The organism is Phenylobacterium parvum, from assembly GCF_003150835.1.
In the GTDB taxonomy this organism is placed as follows: domain Bacteria; phylum Pseudomonadota; class Alphaproteobacteria; order Caulobacterales; family Caulobacteraceae; genus Phenylobacterium; species Phenylobacterium parvum.
Genome location: NZ_CP029479.1, coordinates 1 through 17,961, shown reverse-complemented (window position 1 = coordinate 17,961; position 17,961 = coordinate 1). Strand labels below are relative to the sequence as shown.

Annotated in this window: 15 protein-coding genes; 13 read left to right on the top strand and 2 right to left on the bottom strand. The window is 70.8% G+C overall.

What is annotated here, in order from left to right:
• Window positions 1-44 precede the first annotated feature (44 nt).
• Window positions 45-1,625, top strand: coding sequence for an ATP-binding response regulator (locus HYN04_RS00075; protein WP_241962641.1), 1,581 nt, complete (start codon window positions 45-47; stop codon window positions 1,623-1,625).
• A 110-nt stretch (window positions 1,626-1,735) separates the two neighbouring features.
• Complete coding sequence (locus HYN04_RS00070) at window positions 1,736-3,454, top strand: AmpG family muropeptide MFS transporter (protein WP_110448860.1); 1,719 nt, start codon at window positions 1,736-1,738, stop codon at window positions 3,452-3,454.
• Here the strand turns inward: HYN04_RS00070 and ppa are convergent.
• Window positions 3,439-3,975, bottom strand: coding sequence for an inorganic diphosphatase (gene ppa, locus HYN04_RS00065; RefSeq protein WP_110448859.1), 537 nt, complete (start codon window positions 3,973-3,975; stop codon window positions 3,439-3,441). The genes HYN04_RS00070 and ppa overlap by 16 nt on opposite strands.
• Window positions 3,976-4,184: 209 nt before the next feature.
• On the opposite strand from ppa, the gene rimP reads away from it, so the two are divergent.
• From rimP to HYN04_RS00010, 11 genes are all read left to right on the top strand, one after another.
• Entirely contained in the window at window positions 4,185-4,742 is a 558-nt protein-coding gene (rimP, locus tag HYN04_RS00060) for a ribosome maturation factor RimP (RefSeq protein WP_110448858.1), read from the top strand.
• Window positions 4,739-6,409 (top strand): transcription termination factor NusA, encoded by a 1,671-nt coding sequence (gene nusA, locus HYN04_RS00055; RefSeq protein ID WP_110448857.1) that lies wholly within the window; start codon window positions 4,739-4,741, stop codon window positions 6,407-6,409. Before rimP ends, nusA begins: the two co-directional genes overlap by 4 nt.
• Before the next feature lie 7 nt (window positions 6,410-6,416).
• A complete protein-coding gene (locus tag HYN04_RS00050) occupies window positions 6,417-7,097 on the top strand; it encodes an RNA-binding protein (protein ID WP_110448856.1) in 681 nt (226 codons plus the stop codon).
• Between the two features lie 48 nt (window positions 7,098-7,145).
• Window positions 7,146-10,100 (top strand): translation initiation factor IF-2, encoded by a 2,955-nt coding sequence (infB, locus tag HYN04_RS00045; RefSeq protein ID WP_110448855.1) that lies wholly within the window; start codon window positions 7,146-7,148, stop codon window positions 10,098-10,100.
• 37 nt (window positions 10,101-10,137) lie between these two features.
• Complete coding sequence (locus tag HYN04_RS00040) at window positions 10,138-10,653, top strand: DUF2939 domain-containing protein (RefSeq protein ID WP_110451221.1); 516 nt, start codon at window positions 10,138-10,140, stop codon at window positions 10,651-10,653.
• An 11-nt stretch (window positions 10,654-10,664) separates the two neighbouring features.
• Window positions 10,665-11,456: a dienelactone hydrolase family protein gene (locus tag HYN04_RS00035; RefSeq protein ID WP_110448854.1), complete on the top strand. Its 792-nt coding sequence runs from the start codon at window positions 10,665-10,667 to the stop codon at window positions 11,454-11,456.
• A 104-nt stretch (window positions 11,457-11,560) separates the two neighbouring features.
• Window positions 11,561-11,998: a 30S ribosome-binding factor RbfA gene (rbfA, locus tag HYN04_RS00030; protein ID WP_110448853.1), complete on the top strand. Its 438-nt coding sequence runs from the start codon at window positions 11,561-11,563 to the stop codon at window positions 11,996-11,998.
• 1 nt (window position 11,999) lies between these two features.
• A complete protein-coding gene (truB, locus tag HYN04_RS00025) occupies window positions 12,000-12,929 on the top strand; it encodes a tRNA pseudouridine(55) synthase TruB (RefSeq protein WP_110448852.1) in 930 nt (309 codons plus the stop codon).
• 19 nt (window positions 12,930-12,948) lie between these two features.
• The gene (gene rpsO, locus HYN04_RS00020) at window positions 12,949-13,218 is read left to right on the top strand and encodes a 30S ribosomal protein S15 (protein WP_110448851.1); all 270 of its coding nucleotides are present in this window, start codon (window positions 12,949-12,951) and stop codon (window positions 13,216-13,218) included.
• A 223-nt stretch (window positions 13,219-13,441) separates the two neighbouring features.
• Window positions 13,442-15,586, top strand: coding sequence for a polyribonucleotide nucleotidyltransferase (gene pnp, locus HYN04_RS00015; protein WP_110448850.1), 2,145 nt, complete (start codon window positions 13,442-13,444; stop codon window positions 15,584-15,586).
• A gap of 244 nt (window positions 15,587-15,830) precedes the next feature.
• Window positions 15,831-16,373, top strand: coding sequence for a DUF2087 domain-containing protein (locus tag HYN04_RS00010; RefSeq protein ID WP_110448849.1), 543 nt, complete (start codon window positions 15,831-15,833; stop codon window positions 16,371-16,373).
• Between the two features lie 109 nt (window positions 16,374-16,482).
• Here the strand turns inward: HYN04_RS00010 and dnaA are convergent, their stop codons facing one another.
• Window positions 16,483-17,946, bottom strand: a complete 1,464-nt coding sequence (gene dnaA, locus HYN04_RS00005; RefSeq protein ID WP_422385672.1) for a chromosomal replication initiator protein DnaA — start codon at window positions 17,944-17,946, stop codon at window positions 16,483-16,485.
• Window positions 17,947-17,961 lie beyond the last annotated feature (15 nt).

The window sequence follows — 17,961 nt, the reverse complement described above, 5'->3', positions numbered from 1 at the left end:
CCGTTGACGGGGCGTTAATCGCCCGGTTTGACGGAGCCTTAAACATGGCGTGCGACGAAACCGGCATGACCCGACCCGTCGCCCTCAACGCCCCGACCCCAGCTGCGGATGCAGGCGCCGGAGCCCCCGACCCGCCGGCGGCGCCTGAAGGGGTCGCAACCCCGGTCACCATCGAGGAGCTGGCCGGGCTGAGCCATGAGTTCCGTACGCCCCTCAACGGCGTCCTGGGCCTGGCCCGCCTTCTGGAAGCCACCCCGCTGACCGGAGAGCAGAGGAGCTATGTGGACGCCCTTCGCGAGTCCGGCGAGCACATGCTGGGGCTGGTCAACCAGCTGCTGGACTTCGCGCGCCTGGGCGCCTCGGCCATCGAGGTCCATTCCGAGGAAGTGGTCCTGGAGGACCTGCTGCGCGGGGTCTGCGAGCTCACCGCCCCGCGGGCCGCCGAGAAGGGGCTGGAGATCGGCTGGTGGATTGCGCCCGGCCTGGGCCGCATCCGCGGGGATGAGGGACGGTTGCGCCAGGTCCTGCTCAACTATGTGGGCAACGCCATCAAGTTCACGAGCGAGGGCGGCGTTCTCGTCTCGGCCTCGCCCGCCGGACCCGGCCGGATCCGCCTGAGCGTCCGCGACACGGGGCCGGGCGTCACGGATGGAGAGCGCGAGCGCATCTTCGAGCCCTTCGTCCAGACCGATCCCCGCGTCGACGGGGTCAGCCTGGGCGGCGCCGGGCTTGGCCTGGCCATCGTCCGGAGCCTGGCCATAGCCCTGCGGGGCGCTGCAGGGGTCAGTCCGGCCCCGGGCGGAGGCGCCGATTTCTGGCTCGACCTGCCGGCCCCGCGGGCCGGCGGGGCGCCGGGCCGGAACCTTGCGCGCCGAAGGATTGGGGTCGTCAGTCCCAGCCCGCTGGTCTGCGAGGCGGCGGTGCGCCAGGTCGCCTCCCGCGGCGGCGAGGGCGTCGCGGCGGCGAGCGTGCGCGACCTTCCGGCGGACGCAGAGGTGCTGTTGGTGGACCACGTCCTGGCGCCCCGGGCTCCGCCGGACGACCGCCCCGCCATCATCCTGCTGTCCCCCGAGGACCGCGGTCTCATCGACGACTACCGGGCCCGGGGTTTCGCCGGCTATCTCATCAAGCCGCTCCGCCCGGGCTCCCTCGCCGAGCGGGTCCTGGCCGCTGCGGGCGGTCGGAGCCGGATCGAGCGGCTGGACGACCGGATCGCCCCCGCCGTGGCGCCTGGCCTCAGGGTCCTGCTGGTCGAGGACCACGCCATCAACGCCCTCCTGGCGACGGCCATGCTGAACCGCGAGAGCTGCGTGGTCGACCACGCCGCCGGCGGGCCCGAGGCCCTGGCCGCAGTGGCGGTGGGCGCATACGACCTGATCCTCATGGACATGCGGATGCCGGGCATGACCGGACCGGAAACCGCCCAGGAGATGCGCACCCAGGGCATAGCCACACCCATTGTCGCCCTGACGGCCAACGCCTTCGAGGACGACCGGCAGACCTGCCTGGCGGCCGGCATGGACGACTTCCTGGTCAAGCCCCTGTCCGCAGACGCCCTCAGGCGGGTCCTCTCGCGGGTGGCGAGGGGCTGGAACGAGCCCACCGGCCGCCGGCGCTCGGCCTGAACGGCCGCCAGTTGCACATGACCTGACCCGCTGGACCTGACCCGCTGGACGGCGCCGGCGGTGCGCGCCACTGTGCGAGGGCCGCGCCGGGCGGCGACCCGGACGGACCCATGCACGACACCCAGTCTCCGGAAGCGGGCGGCAAGCCGCTATCGACCCTCCAGGCCCTGGCGGTCTACCTGGAGCGCCGGTCCCTGGTGATGCTGGCCCTGGGCTTCGCCTCAGGCCTTCCCAACCTCCTGATCTTCGACACGCTCTCGGCCTGGCTGCGGGATGCGGGACTGTCGCTGGAGGTCATCGGCGTCTTCAGCCTCGCCACCCTGGCCTATTCCGTGAAGTTCCTCTGGGCGCCCCTTGTCGACCGGGTGGCGATCCCTGGCCTGACCCGGAACCTGGGCCACCGGCGCTCCTGGATGCTGGTCTGCCAGGCGGTGATCATCCTGGCCCTCCTGGCGATCTCGGGGGTCGATCCGGCGAAGAGCCTGGGCGCCATGGCGGGGCTCGCCGTGCTGGTGGGCTTTGTCTCCGCCACACAGGACATCGTCATCGACGCCTGGCGGATCGAGGCTGCGGGGGAAGAGCGGGCCGGCGCCCTGGCCGCCGCCTACCAGTGGGGCTACCGGATCGCCATGATCCTGGCGGGGATCCTGCCCCTGGTCCTCAGTGACGCCATGGGCTGGGGGGGCTCCTACGCCCTGATGGCGGGCCTGATGCTGGCGGGGACCGCCGGCGTCCTGGCCGCGCCGCGGGAGGCCGCCCTGGCGCCCCGCCCGGCTGACGCCCATCCCGCCCCCCGGCGACCGGTCCCCGACCTCCTGGAGTGGGTCGGCCGCGGCGGCCTCGTCCTGGCTGCGGCGGCCCTCCTGGGATCAGGCCTGTCGGGCGACCCCTTCCTGATCCGGGCGCCCCTGGCCGCCCTCGGACTGGCGGGACCGGCCCAGGGCCTGGACGACCTCTGGGCCGCCAAGCCGGCCGGCGCGATCGCCCAGGTGGCGTCAGCCCTCGGGGGGCTGGCCCTGCTGGCGGCGGCGGTCCTGCCCCTGCCGGGGCGGCCCACCCGGCCCGGCCGCTTTCTCTTCCGGGCCCTGGGCGAGCCCCTGGCTGACTTCGTCCGGCGTCACCAGGGAACCGCGGCCCTGATCCTGGCCCTGATCTGCGTCTACCGCCTGCCGGACTTCGTGCTGAACATCATGAACCCCTTCTATCTCGACCTCGGGTTCTCGAAGCTGGAGATCGCCGAGGTGCGCAAGGTGCTGGGCGTGGTGATGTCCGTGGCGGGGGTGGGGCTGGGCGGCTGGGCGGTGGCGCGCCTCGGCCTGATGCGATCGCTGGTGATCGGCGCCTTCGCCGGCCCCATCTCGAACCTGGCCTTCGCCTGGCTGACCCTGCAGGGGCCGCAGCTCTGGGCCCTGGCCGTCGCCATCGGCCTGGACAACCTGGCGTCCGGCTTCGCCGGCACCTGCCTGATCGCCTACATGTCCAGCCTGACCAGCCGGGGCTTCACCGCCTCGCAGTACGCCCTCTTCTCATCGCTCTACGCCCTGTTGGGCAAGCTGGTCGCCTCGCAGTCGGGCCGCATCGTCGAGGGGGCGGCGCGGATGGCGGACAGCGCGGGATCTGTCCTCTTCCCCGCGGCGTCCGGCGCCTTCGCCACGGCGGCGGCGAAGTCGGGGGTGAGCGCCGCGGGCCTGGGGACGGGCTATGTCGCCTTCTTCGTCTACTCGGCCGCCCTGGGGGCGGTGGGGCTGGTCCTGACCCTGGTCGTCGCGGCGCGGGAGCGCAGAGCGCGAATCCGGGCCGCCGGAGAGGCGGATCAGGCCCCGGCCTGACGGCCCCGCTCGATCGCCTGGCGGATCAGGTCGCCGGTCTCCTCCGGGTCGGCCCAGCGCCCGACCTCGGACATCTTGCCCTTCTCCAGGTCCTTGTAGTGCGAGAAGAAGTGGGCGACCTGCTCGGTCAGGATGGACGGCAGGGACCGCCAGGAATCGATGCCGGCGTAGTAAGGGTGAAGCTTGTCCACCGGCACGGCCAGGACCTTCTCGTCCTCGCCCGCCTCGTCGACCATGATGAGGCAGCCGATCGGCCGGCATCGGATGATGGCGCCCGTGGCCACCGGCGTGGGGCCCACCACCAGGATGTCGATGGGATCCCCATCGCCGGACAGGGTGTGGGGAATGAAGCCGTAGTTCCCCGGATAGAACATGGCCGTATGCAAGAAGCGGTCGACGAACATCGCGCCCGAGGCCTTGTCCAGCTCGTACTTCACAGGCGCTCCACCCTGCGGGATCTCGATCAGGGCGTTGACGTCGTAGGGCGGGTTCACCCCGACGGGGATCCGGGAAATGTCCATGGGCGAGGGTCCTGTTGAGGGGGCGGCGAAGGCGCCGGGGTGATGGCCGAAAGCGCCAGCCGGCGGAAGGGGCTGACAGGCGCGGTCGTCTCGTCTATACACCGTCGCAACATCGTTTGTGACGTTGGATGACGTCTGCGAGCGGCGGGCTGCGGCCCGGCCGCTTTTTTGTTGGACCCGAGGGCCCCGCAGGGGCGCGGAGAGAGCGCATGCGCAGCAGGACGGCGGAAGACGCCCGACTCCTGGAGCTTCTCGACCCGGTGGCGGAGGCCGCGGGCTACGAGATCGTGAGGCTGAGGCTGATGGGCGGCGACCAGGCCCGTCGCCTGCAGGTCATGGCGGACACGCCCGAGGGCGAGATGAACGTCGAGGACTGCGCCCGCCTGTCGCGGGCCCTCTCGGAGGTCCTGGACGCCGCCGACCCCGTGTCCGGCGAGTACACGCTTGAGGTCTCCACTCCCGGCGTCGACCGGCCCCTCACACGGCTGAAGGACTTCGAGACCTTCGAAGGCCACGAGGCCCGGCTGGAGCTGGACCGCATGGCCGAGGGCCGCAAGCGGTTCCGCGGCGAGCTCGCCGGGGTCGAGGGCGACCAGGTCGCCGTCAACCTCGAGGGCGAGGCCGAGACCGCCCTCATCCCCTTCGCCTGGATCACCGAGGCGAAGCTTGTTCTGACCGACCGGCTGATGGAGCGGGGCGCCCAGTCGCGCGCCCAGCGGATGGCCGGCGACACCCATCCCGATTCCGACCAGGAGGACGTCCCATGAGCCCGACAGGGATCGCCGCAAACAGGCTTGAGCTTCTGCAGATCGCAGAGGCCGTGGCGCGCGAGAAATCCATTGACCGCGAGGTGGTCATCTCGGCCATCGAGGAGGCCATCCAGAAGGGGGCCCGGGCCCGATACGGCGCCGAGCACGACATCCGGGTCCGGATCGACCCCAAGACCGGCGAGACCAGCCTGAAGCGGGTGATCCGGGTGATCCCGGATGACGAGATCTTCACCGACGAGGACGGGCTGCCCGTCGAGCCGATCGGCGTCCGACGCCTTTCCGAAGCCCTGCGGGACGACCCCGAAGCCTCTGTCGGAAAAACCTACGAAGAGGTCCTGCCGCCCTTTGAGTTCGGCCGGGTGCAGACCCAGATGGCCCGCCAGGTGGTGACCGGAAAGGTTCGCGAGGCCGAGCGCGAGCGCCAGTACGAGGAGTTCAAGGACCGGGTCGGCGAGATCGTCAACGGCGTGGTCAAGCGGGTCGAGTACGGGAACACCGTCGTCGACCTGGGCCGCGGCGAGGGCATCATGCGCCGCGACCAGTCCATCCCGCGCGAGAACTTCAACATCGGCGACCGGATCCGCTGCTACATCTACGACGTACGGCGTGAGGCCAAGGGCCCGCAGATCCTGCTGAGCCGGGCGCATGGCGGCTTTCTGGCCAGGCTCTTCGCCCAGGAAGTGCCCGAGGTCTACGATGGGGTCATCGAGATCCGCGCCGTGGCCCGCGATCCTGGCAGCCGGGCCAAGATGGCCGTGGTCTCCAATGACGGCTCCATCGACCCTGTCGGCGCCTGCGTCGGCATGCGCGGCAGCCGGGTCCAGGCCGTGGTGGCCGAGCTCCAGGGCGAGAAGATCGACATCATCCAGTGGAACCCCGACGAGGCCACCTTCATCGTCAACGCCCTGGCGCCCGCAGAGGTGTCCAAGGTGGTGATGGACGAGGAGGACGAGCGCGTCGAGGTGGTGGTGCCGGACGAGCAGCTGTCCCTGGCCATCGGCCGGCGCGGCCAGAACGTCCGCCTGGCGTCCCAGCTGACCGGCTGGCAGATCGACATCATGACCGAGAGCCAGGAGAGCGAGCGCCGCCAGCGCGAGTTCGCCGAGCGCACCGCCCTGTTCCAGGAGGCCCTGGACGTGGACGAGGTCATCGCCCAGCTGCTGGTCACCGAGGGCTTCGCCACCGTCGAGGACGTGGCCTATGTGGACGCCTCGGAAGTCGCCAACATCGAGGGCTTTGACGAGGACACCGCCGAGGAGATCCAGGCCCGGGCCCGGGATCACCTGGAGCGTGAGGCCGCCGAGCTGGACGCCCGCCGCCGTGAACTGGGCGTCGAGGACGGCCTCCTGGAGATCGAGGGCGTGACCCTGCCGGTGGCCGTGGCCCTCGGCGAGGGCGAGGTGAAGTCCGTCGAGGACCTCGCCGGCCTGGTCCCCGACGACCTGCGCGGATGGTACGAGACCCGCAACGGCGAGCGCGTGCGCGAGCCGGGCGTCCTGGACGCCTTCAGCCTCGACGCCGCCGAGGCCGAGGCCCTGATCATGCGCGCCCGGGTCGCCATGGGCTGGATCGAGGCCCCCCCCGAAGAGGTGGAGGAAGAGATCGAGGCCGAGCTGAGCGAAGAGGACATCGTCTTCGGCCAGCCGGGCGCCCGGGAGGCCTGACGCCGGAGTGACCGTCGCCGGGCCCAGGACCCCGAAGACCCACGCCGAGGCCTCCCGCGAGAGCCGGGACCTGGTGTCGGGACAGGTGCGCCCGCGCGAGTCCCTGATCCGCTTCGCCGCAGGGCCCGGAGGCCAGGTCACGCCGGACCTCGCGGCCCGGCTGCCGGGTCGCGGCCTTTGGGTCGCGGCGGACCGGGCGTCGGTGGACGCCGCGGCCCGCAAGGGCCTGTTCAGCCGGGCGGCGCGGGCGCCGCTGAAGGCGGATCCCGGCCTCGCGGACCAGGTCGAGCGCCTGCTGGTGCGGCGCCTCCTCGACGGACTGGGCCTGGCCCGGCGGGCGGGAGAACTGGTCTTTGGCTTCGAGAAGGTCGTGGCGACGATCGCGGCGGGGCGGGCCGCCTGGATCATCGAGGCCGCGGACGGCGCCGCAGACGGCCGCCGGAAGGTCCTGGCCGCCGCCCGAAGGGCCTCTCCGCAGCCAGGGGTGGCGGGTCTCTGGACCGGTGAAGAATTGAGTTTGGCCTTGGGCGGCGAGAATGTGATACACACCGCTTTCCTTGCGGGACGGGCTTCCGACCGCTGGACATTGGATGTCCAGCGGCTTTCGGGTTTCCGCCCCCTGGTTCCGGAGTCCTGGATCGAGGCGCCCCCTTCGGCGCCCGGGACGCCGGACCCGGCCCAGGGCTAGGGATTTTGAAGTGGGCTGGACCCGTCCGGCCGGATGTAAAGCGAGCGCATGAGCGACGATAAAGACAACGGCCGTCCCTCCGCCCCCGGCGGACGCCAGCCCCTGACCCTCAAGCCGCGCCTCGGCGCCGGATCGGTCAGCGCCGGCACGGTGAAGCAGAGCTTCAGCCACGGCCGCTCGAAGACGGTGGTGGTCGAGACCAAGCGCGCCCGCACGGCCGGCCCGGCTCCGGGCAACCTTGCCGCCCCGTCCTCCGCCGAGCGCCGAACGCCTCCCCCCGCCGCGCCGGCCGCGCCCCGGCCCGCCGCACCGGTCTCCTCTGACGGCGGCCTGTCCTCCGAGGAGCTCAAGGCCCGCCAGAGGGCGATCGAACTCGCCCGCGAACACCAGGCCCGGCAGGCCGCGGAATCCAACGCCCGCGCCGAAGCCGCCGCCAGGGCCGAGGCCGCCGCCCGCGCCGCAGCCCAGGCGGAAGCCGCAGCACAGGCGCCAGCGCCCGCTCCGGCGGCGCCCCAGCCGGCCCCCGACTCGCCCGCAGCTCCGGCGGCGCCGGCCGCTGTGGCGCCCGCTGCGCCGGCGCCCCGCCCCCCGGTCGAGCCCTCACGGCCCGCCGCGTCCGGTCAGACCCGGACCTACGAGCCGTCCCGCGAACGTCGCGATGACCGGCCGACGACCACCACCTACCGACCTGAACGTCCGGCCGGCCGCTTCGAGAACACCAGCTTCGGCCAGCGCGCGCCCCGGGCCGACCAGCCGCCCCGCGACCGCGGCGCCCCTGACCGCCCGCGTGACGGCGATCGCGGCCCCCGGCCGCCCCGGCCCGTAGCCCCGGGCGGCGAGCCTGTCCGCTATTCGGCCCTGTCGCCGCGCCCGGCGCCCGGCGCCCGCGACGGCGCGCGCCCCGGCGGTCCGAGGCCGCCGCGCCTGGCCCCGGCCGCCGCCCCGGCGACCCCCGAGATCCAGCGCGCCACCCGCCAGGCCCCCCGGCCCGGCTCCCAGACCCTCGATCGCCGCGTGGACGACGATGAGGATACGCGCCGCAAGGCCGCCAACGCGGCCGGAAAGCCGATCAGCCGCGCCAAGGGCGCCACCCAGCGCCGCGAGGGGCGGCTGACCATCCAGGCCGTCGCCGGGGATGACGAGGGCGCCGTCGAACGGATGCGTTCCCTCGCCTCGGTCCGCCGGGCCCGGGAGCGTGAGCGCGAGAAGCGCAAGGGCGGCGTGCAGGAGCAGGCCCGCGTGGCCCGCGAGGTGGTCATCCCCGACGTGATCACCGTCGCCGAGCTGTCCAACCGGATGGCCACCCGCGGCGTCGACGTCATCAAGTTCCTGATGCGCCAGGGGATGATGGTGAAGATCAACGACGTGATCGACAGCGACACGGCGGAACTGATCGCCACCGAGTTCGGCCATACCGTCAAGCGCGTCTCGGACTCCGACGTCGAGGAAGGCTTCCTGGGCGCCGAGGACGTGGACGAGAACCTGGAGACCCGCGCCCCCGTGGTCGCGGTCATGGGCCACGTCGACCACGGCAAGACCTCGCTGCTGGACGCCCTTCGCCAGGCCGACGTGGCCGGCGGCGAGCACGGCGGCATCACCCAGCACATCGGCGCCTACCAGGTGAAGCTGCCCAACGGCCAGAAGGTGACCTTCCTGGACACCCCCGGCCACGCCGCCTTCACCGCCATGCGCGCCCGCGGCGCGGAGGTGACGGACATCGTCGTCCTGGTGGTCGCCGCCGACGACGGGGTCATGCCCCAGACGATCGAGGCCATCCAGCACGCCCGCGCAGCCGGGACCCCGATCATCGTGGCCGTCAACAAGATGGACAAGCCGGACTCTAACCCGACCCGGGTGGTGAACGAGCTGCTCCAGCATGAGGTGGTGGCCGAGAGCCTGGGCGGCGAGACCCAGATCATCGAGGTCTCGGCCCTGAAGAAGACCGGCCTGGACGACCTGATCGAGGCCATCCTGCTGCAGTCCGAGGTGCTTGAGCTGAAGGCCAACCCAGACCGCACCGGCGAAGGCGTGGTCATCGAGTCCAAGATCGACCGTGGCCGCGGCGCCGTCTCGACCGTCCTGGTCAAGCGCGGCACCCTGAAGCGCGGCGACATCGTCGTGGCGGGCGCCAGCTTTGGCCGCGTCCGCGCCCTGCTCAACGAACGGGACGAACAGGTTGTCTCGGCCGGGCCCTCCGAGCCGGTGGAGATCCTGGGCCTGGACGGCGCCCCGTCCCCCGGCGAGGCCTTCGCCGTGGTGGAATCCGAGGCCCGCGCCCGCGAGCTGACCGAATACCGCATCCGCCTGAAGCGCGAGAAGGCCGGGGCCCCCGTGGGCGGCGGCGTCTCCATGGCCGACTTCATGGCCAAGATGCAGGACAAGAAGATCTCGGAGATGCCGGTCATCATCAAGGCCGACGTCCAGGGATCCGCAGAGGCCATCGTCGGCTCGCTGGACAAGCTGGCCACCGACGAGGTCCGCGCCCGGATCATCCTGTCCGGCGCCGGGGCGATCAGCGAGAGCGACGTGATGCTGGCCAAGGGATCGGGCGCGCCCATCCTGGGCTTCAACGTCCGCGCCACCACCCAGGCCCGCCAGCTCGCCGAGCGCGAGGGCGTGGAGATCCGTTACTACGCGATCATCTACGACCTGCTCGATGACGTGAAGGGCGTCATGTCCGGCCTGCTGGCCCCCGAGCAGAGGGAAACCTTCCTCGGTAACGCCCGGGTCCTCCAGGTGTTCGACATCACCCGCGTGGGCAAGGTCGCCGGCTGCCGGGTCACCGAAGGCGTGGTGCGCCGCGGCGCCCGCGTCCGGATCGTGCGCAACGATATCGTCGTCCTCGAACTGGGGGTCCTGCAGACCCTCAAGCGCTTCAAGGAAGAGGTGGCCGAGGTCGGCAACGGGGTGGAGTGCGGGATGGCCTTCCAGGGCTTCCAGGACATCCAGGAAGGCGACATCATCGAGTGCTTCAACATCGAAGAGGTGAAGCGCAGCCTCTAGGATGCGCCTCTCCGGAATGCGCGTCCCAGGGGGTTTCATGATCAAACGCCTCGCCCTCGCCGGTCTGCTCTTCCTTCTCGCCGCCTGCGCGACGGCCAACCGGCTGGATGCCGCCAACGACGTCCACGCCCTGCTGGTGGCCATCCGCGACGACGACAGGGCCGCCTTCGACGCCCGCGTCGACCGCGAGGCCCTGAAGGCGGAAATGACCGCCCGCCTGTCCCGGGAGGCCGGGCGCCTGAAGATCGAGGGCCTCGACCTTGGCCGTTTCGGGGCCGTGGTCGCTCCAGGCCTGGCCAACCTGGCCGGCGACGCCCTCCTCCAGCCGCGGGTCTTCCGGCAGGTGGCCGAGGCCTACGGATATTCGCCTGACAAGCCGCTGCCCGGGACGGTGGCCATCGCCAGCCGCCTGAAGGCCCAGCCTGACGGGCGGGTGTGCGCGACCCGTGAGAAGGACGGCCCCTGCCTCCTCGTCTTCACCCGCTCGTCCGAGGGCCGGTGGCGGCTGAGCGGCTTTGAGGGCGATCTCTCCTCGCTGAAGATCCGGCTCTGAGGGAGGCTGATATGGCCTGGGAAGATGCGCTCTCCGCCTACGAGAAGTTCGAGTTCGAGGACGGCCCCTGGACCCGTCCGGTCTGGCGTCGCGGACAGGGACCCGCCGTCATCGTGATCCACGAGATCCCCGGCCTGCACCCCCTGGTCATCCGCTTCGCCGACCGCGTGGCCGAGGCCGGGATGACCGTCTTCCTGCCGAGCCTGATCGGCGATCCGGGCCGGCCGGTCAGCGGCGGCTACGCCCTGAAGTCAATGGCCACGGCCTTCTGCGTCCGGCGCGAGTTCAACGTCTGGCGGACCGGGCGGACCAGCCCGATCGCCGACTGGCTGAGGGCCCTGGCCCGCAAGGCCCACGCCGAATGCGGCGGGGCGGGAGTGGGCGCCGTGGGCATGTGCTTCTCGGGCGGCTTCGCCCTGGCCATGATGACCGAGCCGGCCGTGGTGGCGCCGGTCCTGTCCCAGCCCTCCCTGCCCGTGCCCTTCGGCTCCCGCGCCCGGGGCGCCGACATCGACGTCTCGCCCGCGGACCTGCGCTGCGTGAAGGACCGGCTGGAAGCCGAGGACCTGACCGTGATGGGCCTGCGCTTCCGCTCCGACCGGTTCGTGCCGGACGCCCGCTTCGAGACCCTGAAGGCGACCTTCGGCGACCGTTTCGATCCGGTCGAGCTGGACGACGCCGACGCCGCTCCGGCCGACATGCCCCCGCACTCGGTCCTGACCCTGCACCTGCGCGAGGATGGCCCCACCAAGGCCGCAGAGCAGAAGGTGATCGACTTCTTCCAGCGCCGGACAGGCGCCTGAGGACAGCGCCGCTGGACAGGGGGCCTGCGCGCGACTAGAACCCCCCGCCTTTCCCCGAGCCCGCGTCCGATCCGCGGTCCGGGCCAGCCATCCGGGACCCTCCCATGAAAAAGCATACCGGCGCCGGTCGCGGCGCCCCGGCCGGACCCTCGCAGCGCCAACTGCGGGCCGGAGAACTGATCCGCCACGCCCTGGTCGAGATCCTCCGCGAGGAGGAGATCGCCGATCCCGACCTGGCGGGCGTGTCCGTGACCGTGACGGAGGTGCGGATGAGCCCGGACCTGCGACACGCCTTCGCCTTCGTCGAGCCCCTCGGCGGGCAGGATGCGGGGCGGGTGGTGGCGGGCCTGAACCGCCACGCGAAGTTCCTGCGGGGCCGCCTGGGCCGGGGGATCGACATGAAGTTCACCCCCGACCTGAAGTTCGCCCACGACGAGAGCTTTACCGAGGCGGCCCGCATGGAGGCCCTGTTCCGCGACCCCCGCGTCGCCCGCGACCTGGACCCCGATGGGCAATCCGAAACGGCGGACGGGGAGGACTGAGGTGGGGCGACGCAAGAGCGGCGAGGCGGTCTCGGGCTGGATCTGCCTGGACAAGCCCTATGACCTGACTTCCACCCAGGCCGTCGGCCGGGTCCGGAGGATCTTCAACGCCCAGAAGGCTGGTCACGCCGGGACCCTCGACCCCCTGGCCACAGGCGTCCTGCCCATAGCCCTGGGCGAAGCGACCAAGACCGTCAGCTTCATGATGGAGGCGGGCAAGACCTACCGCTTCACCATCGCCTGGGGACGGACGACGACCACCCTGGACCGCGAGGGTGAGACCTCGGCGGCCTCCGACGTGCGGCCGAGCCCTGCAGCGACCGAGGCGGCCCTGCCGGACTTCGTCGGCGAGATCGACCAGGTTCCTCCCGCCTACTCAGCCATCAAGGTGGCCGGCGAACGCGCCTATGACCTGGCCCGGGCGGGAGAGACCGTGGAGCTGGCGGCCCGCCGGGTGGTGATCCACCGGGCCCGGGTGACCGCCGCGCCGGACCCGGACCATGTCGAGATCGAGATCGACTGCGGCAAGGGCGTCTATGTCCGGTCCCTGGTCCGGGATCTGGCCGAGCGCCTCGGCGCCTGCGGCCATGTGAGCGCCCTGCGGCGGACCCGGGTGGGGCCCTTCACGGAGGCCCGGGCGATTACACTGGAAAACCTGGAGGATCTGGGGCATAAGGCCGCCCTCCTGGACGCCCTGCTTCCGGTCGAGACCGCCCTGGACGACATCCCGGAGCTGGCCGTGACCACAGAAGACGCATTCAGGCTCAGGCAGGGACGGCCCATCGTTCTCGTTCCCCGACAGGTTGACGACCTGAGGACCCGGCTCACCTCCGGATCCCGGACCGTTTCAGCCATGGAGGGCGGTTCGCTGGTGGCGCTCTGCGAGATGCGTATGGGACGGCTCGAACCCGCACGCGTCTTTCACCTCTGACCAGAGCGGAGACTTTACGATGTCGATTACGCTGGAACGCAAGGCGGAACTCATCCAGTCCCATGGTCGCTCGCAGGGCGACACGGGAAGCGCTGAAGTCCAGGTGGCCATCCTGTCCGAACGGATCGCCAACCTGACCGAGCATTTCAAGACCCACAAGAAAGACAACCACTCCCGCCGCGGCCTCCTGAAGATGGTGTCCCAACGCCGCCGTCTGCTGGACCACCTGAAGACCTCCGACGTCGCCCGTTACCAGGCGATCATCGAGAAGCTCGGCCTGCGCCGCTAGTTCCCGGGGCCCCGAAGGGGGCCCTGGCTTCATTCACCGCCGCCCCCGCGACAGGCCGGGGGACCAGGGGTGGTGCGCGGAGGCCCATTCGGGGGTCGCCGTCCTACGTCGGGGGTTCCACAGAAATCCTCACCGCGCCTGTCGTTCCTGGAGAGGATTTCGGTCGTCCGACACCCTGTCCGCCCCCGCTGGGAATACGCCCGCGGGAGAAGAAAGAAGCCAAATGTTCGATATCAAGAGAAAGACCATCGAGTGGGGCGGTCGCACGCTGACCCTCGAAACCGGCCGCATGGCCCGCCAGGCTGACGGTTCCGTCCTGGCCACCTATGGCGAGACAATGGTGCTGGCCACCGCCGTCTACGCCAAGAGCGCCAAGCCCGGGCAGGACTTCTTCCCCCTGACCGTGAACTACCAGGAGAAGTACTACGCCGCGGGCAAGATCCCCGGCTCCTTCCCCCGCCGCGAGGCCGCGCCGAGCCAGAAGGAAACCCTGACCTCGCGCCTGATCGACCGTCCGATCCGGCCGCTGTTCGTCGAGGGCTTCAAGAACGAGGTCCAGGTGGTCGCCACCGTGCTGGCCCATGACCTCGAAAACGACCCTGACATCGTCGCCATGGTCGCCGCCTCGGCCGCCCTGGTCCTGTCCGGCGCCCCCTTCATGGGCCCGATCGGCGGCGCCCGCGTGGGCTACGCCAATGGCGAGTACATCCTGAACCCGACCCTCGACCAGATGAAGGAGTCGGCCATGGACCTGGTCGTCGCCGGCACGAGCGACGCGGTCATGATGGTGGAGTCCGAGATCCAGGAGCTCTCCGAAGAGGTGGTCCTGGGCGGCGTGACCTTTGCGCACAAGGCCATGCAGCCGGTGATCGACGCGATCATCGAGCTGGCCGAGCATGCGGCCAAGGAGCCCTTCGAGTTCGCCCCCGACGACACCGAGGCCCTCAAGGCCGAGGCCCGCAAGCTGGTGGGCGCAGACCTGGCGTCCGCCTACAAGATCGTCGCAAAGGGCCAGCGCCACGACGCGGTCAGCCAGGCCAAGGCCAAGGCCGTAGCCGCCCTGGCCAAGTCCGAAGCCAATCCGACCGGCGCCGACGGCCAGAAGCTGGCCGGCGTGCTGAAGGAGCTCGAGGCTGAGGTCGTCCGCCGCAACATCATCGAGACGGGTATCCGCATCGACGGCCGGACCGTGGACAAGGTGCGCCCGATCGTCTCGGAAGTCGGCGTCCTGACCCGGGCCCACGGCTCGGCCCTGTTCACCCGCGGCGAGACCCAGGCCCTGGTGGTCGCCACCCTGGGCACCGGCGATGACGAGCAGCTGATCGACGCCCTCGAAGGCAAGTACTACGAGCGCTTCCTGCTGCACTACAACTTCCCCCCCTTCAGCGTCGGCGAGACCGGCCGGATGGGCGCCCCCGGGCGTCGGGAAGTGGGTCATGGCAAGCTGGCCTGGCGGGCCGTCCGCCCCATGCTGCCTTCGCATGACGAGTTCCCCTACACCCTGCGCCTGGTGTCCGAGGTCCTGGAGTCCAACGGCTCCTCGTCCATGGCCACCGTATGCGGCGCGTCCCTGGCCCTGATGGACGCCGGCGTGCCCCTGAAGAAGCCGGTCAGCGGCATCGCCATGGGCCTGATCCTCGAGAAGGACGGTTTCGCCGTGCTCTCCGACATCCTGGGCGACGAGGACCACCTCGGCGACATGGACTTCAAGGTGGCCGGCACCGAGGACGGGATCACCTCCCTCCAGATGGACATCAAGATCGCCGGGATCACCGAGGAGATCATGCGCAAGGCGCTGGAGCAGGCCAAGGGCGGCCGCCAGCACATCCTGGGCGAAATGGCCAAGGCCATGGAAGCCCCGCGCGCTGAGCTCGGTGAATTCGCGCCCAAGATCGAGACCATCAAGATCCCGGTGGACAAGATCCGCGAAGTGATCGGCTCGGGCGGCAAGGTGATCCGCGAAATCACCGCTGAAACCGGCGCCAAGGTCGACATTGGCGAGGATGGCACCATCCGCATCGCCGCGCCCGACCAGGCCAAGATCGACGCGGCCCGCGACTGGATCAAGTCGATCGCCTCGGAGCCCGAACTGGGCGCCATCTACACCGGCAAGGTCGTGAAGATCGTCGACTTCGGCGCCTTCGTGAACTTCTTCGGCGCCAAGGACGGCCTGGTCCACGTGAGCCAGATCTCCTCGGAGCGGGTGAACAAGGTCTCTGACGTCCTGCAGGAAGGCCAGTCCGTGAAGGTCAAGCTTCTCGGCTTCGACGACCGCGGCAAGACCCGGCTGTCGATGAAGGTCGTCGACCAGGAGACCGGCGAGGACCTGTCCAAGAAGGAAAGCGCCGGCGAGGACGCCGAGGGCTGATCCGCCCTCCCTCCCGACGGACTTCAGGGGCGGCCGGAGCGATCCGGCCGCCCTTTCCATGTCCGCCCCGTCGCGCTATGCGGGGGCCGGGTCTGCAGTTCACCCAGGCGTCGCCGCCCCGCGAGGGGAGCTAAACCTGCGCAATCCGAGTTCTTTCCGCATCTGACGCCTTCCTTCCGCGCCAGGTCGAAGCCGGCGACCCCGACACCGCCCTCACGGGCCAGGCGCAGCACGAGGATCCGTGATGCCCAGAACCTTCCTGCCGTATGCAGTCGACGACATCTCGGCCCTGGCCAAGTCCCTCCGGGAGCAGCTGGCGGCCCGGACAGAACCGCCCGGCCATGTCGAGATGCTGAACATCCTGGCCCGGGCCGCCGGCCACAGGAACTTCCAGCAGTTTCGTGCGCAGGCCGCCGGCGGGCCCGATGCGACCGCCGTCCCGGCGGCGGACCCCGGACCTGCGCCGGATCTCGTCCTGGTGGAGCGAACCGCCCGTCACTTCGACGCCGAGGGCCGCCTGGCGACCTGGCCCGCGAAGACCTCGCTCCAGACCCTCGCCCTCTGGGGGCTCTGGGCCCAGGTCGAACCCGGAAGGTCCTTCTCGGAAGTCGGGTTCAACCAGCGGCTGAACGCCCTGAGCCTCATCGGCGACCCGGCCCTGCTGCGACGCTCGATGTTCACCCTGGGCCTGGTGTCGCGGACGGAGGATTGCCGGGATTACCGCCGCATTGAACGGCCCCCGCCGCCAGACGCCCTGGCCCTGATCCGAAAGCTCGAACGCCGTTGACCCTCTCACCCGGCTTCGCCGGGAGATCCCCTCGGGCGCGCAACTGCGGCCCGGGGAGAGTGGACCGGGGCAAGACCCCGGACGGAAGGGTCAGCTGAGGCGCCGAGATCTAGCTGCGCAGCTTGCGGATGATCGCGTCCAGGTCGCGGGCGAGGACGGCGTCATCCTGCTTCAGGGCCTCGATCCGGCGTACGGCGTGGAGGACGGTGGTGTGGTCGCGCCCTCCGAACCGGCGGCCGATATCCGGCAGGGACCGGGTGGTGATCTGCTTGGCGATCCACATGGCGGCCTGGCGGGGCCGGGCGACCACGCGGGCGCGGCGCTCGGAGATGATGTCGGCCTGCTTGAGGCCGTAATGCTCGGCCACGGCCTTCTGGATCTGGTCCACCGTCACCCGCTTCTCGCTGCAAGCCAGGTGAGGCCGCAGGATGGCCTGGGCCTCATCCAGGCCCAGACGGGCGATGTCGCCGCCGACCCGGGCCACCAGGGTGTTGAGGGCGCCTTCCAGCTCGCGGACGGAGTCGGTGAAGCGGTCGGCCAGGAACTGAAGGACCTCGCTCCGGGCCGAGGGCAGGAAGCCGCCGGCCTGGGCCAGGATGGCGAGCTTGCGCTCGAGGATCCCTAGCCGGAGGGTCCGGTCAGCCGGCTCGATGCCGCAGACCAGGCCGGACTGGAGATGCGAGCGCAGCCGGGGCTCCATCTCCGAGAGCTCGGAGGGCGACCTGTCCGCCGTGAGAACCACCCGACGACCATCCTCGATCAGGGCGATCAGGGTGTGGAAGAGCTCTTCCTGGGTGTTCTGCTTTCCGGCGACGAAATGAACGTCGTCGATCAGGAGAAGGTCGGCGTTCCGCAGCTCGGCCTTGAAGGCCGCGGTCTGGCGGTCCTGGATGGCGCGGACAAAGGTCGATGTGAAGCGTTCGGCGGTCAGGTAGACGACGCGCTTGGCCTCGCCGGTGCTCATGGCCTCCCAGGCCAGGGCGTTCAGCAGGTGGGTCTTCCCGAAGCCGTAGGGGCCGTGGAAGAGCACCGGGTTGAAGTGTCCATCCGCCCAGGTCGCCACCCGGCGGGCGACGGCGAAGGCGAACTCGTTGGAGGGCCCCGGGACGAAGGTCTCGAAGCTGAAACGCTCCTGCAGGCCCTGCTGGCGGGCGCCCGACAGGCTGGGCCGGGCCTCGGCTGGTTCCGGCGCGGGACGACGGGCCGAGACCTCAGGGGCGGTGCGCTCCGCTGCGGGCGCCTGCGCCGCAGGCGCAGCGGCAAGCGGGGCCGGCGCGGCGGAGGCCTGGCCCTCGAACTCCATCTTCGACTTCAGGGCGAGGTTGCGGCCCATGGGGTCGTTCTGGGCCCAGAGCTCGCCGATCCGGCGCCAGGCGTGACGACGGATCCAATCCCGCGCGACGCCGGTGGCGGCCACCAGGCAGACATCGCCGTCCTGCTCCCGCAGGGAGGCCTGGCCCAGCCAGGACCCGAAGGTGGCTTCGCCGAGCTCCCGCCTCAGGATCTGGCAGGTCTTGCTCCAGGCTTCTCCCGACGCCCCATCCTTCGACACACTCCCGTTCGCCATCACCAACCCGTCCTGACCCAT

Coding starts and splice junctions, on each gene's coding strand:
- nusA (WP_110448857.1), top strand. CDS start 4,739: ATGAGCCCGACAGGGATCGCCGCAAACAGGCTTGAGCTTCTGCAGATC.
- HYN04_RS00070 (WP_110448860.1), top strand. CDS start 1,736: ATGCACGACACCCAGTCTCCGGAAGCGGGCGGCAAGCCGCTATCGACC.
- rbfA (WP_110448853.1), top strand. CDS start 11,561: ATGAAAAAGCATACCGGCGCCGGTCGCGGCGCCCCGGCCGGACCCTCG.
- HYN04_RS00035 (WP_110448854.1), top strand. CDS start 10,665: ATGGCCTGGGAAGATGCGCTCTCCGCCTACGAGAAGTTCGAGTTCGAG.
- pnp (WP_110448850.1), top strand. CDS start 13,442: ATGTTCGATATCAAGAGAAAGACCATCGAGTGGGGCGGTCGCACGCTG.
- ppa (WP_110448859.1), bottom strand. CDS start 3,975: ATGGACATTTCCCGGATCCCCGTCGGGGTGAACCCGCCCTACGACGTC.
- rimP (WP_110448858.1), top strand. CDS start 4,185: ATGCGCAGCAGGACGGCGGAAGACGCCCGACTCCTGGAGCTTCTCGAC.
- HYN04_RS00075 (WP_241962641.1), top strand. CDS start 45: ATGGCGTGCGACGAAACCGGCATGACCCGACCCGTCGCCCTCAACGCC.
- HYN04_RS00040 (WP_110451221.1), top strand. CDS start 10,138: ATGATCAAACGCCTCGCCCTCGCCGGTCTGCTCTTCCTTCTCGCCGCC.
- rpsO (WP_110448851.1), top strand. CDS start 12,949: ATGTCGATTACGCTGGAACGCAAGGCGGAACTCATCCAGTCCCATGGT.
- HYN04_RS00010 (WP_110448849.1), top strand. CDS start 15,831: ATGCCCAGAACCTTCCTGCCGTATGCAGTCGACGACATCTCGGCCCTG.
- infB (WP_110448855.1), top strand. CDS start 7,146: ATGAGCGACGATAAAGACAACGGCCGTCCCTCCGCCCCCGGCGGACGC.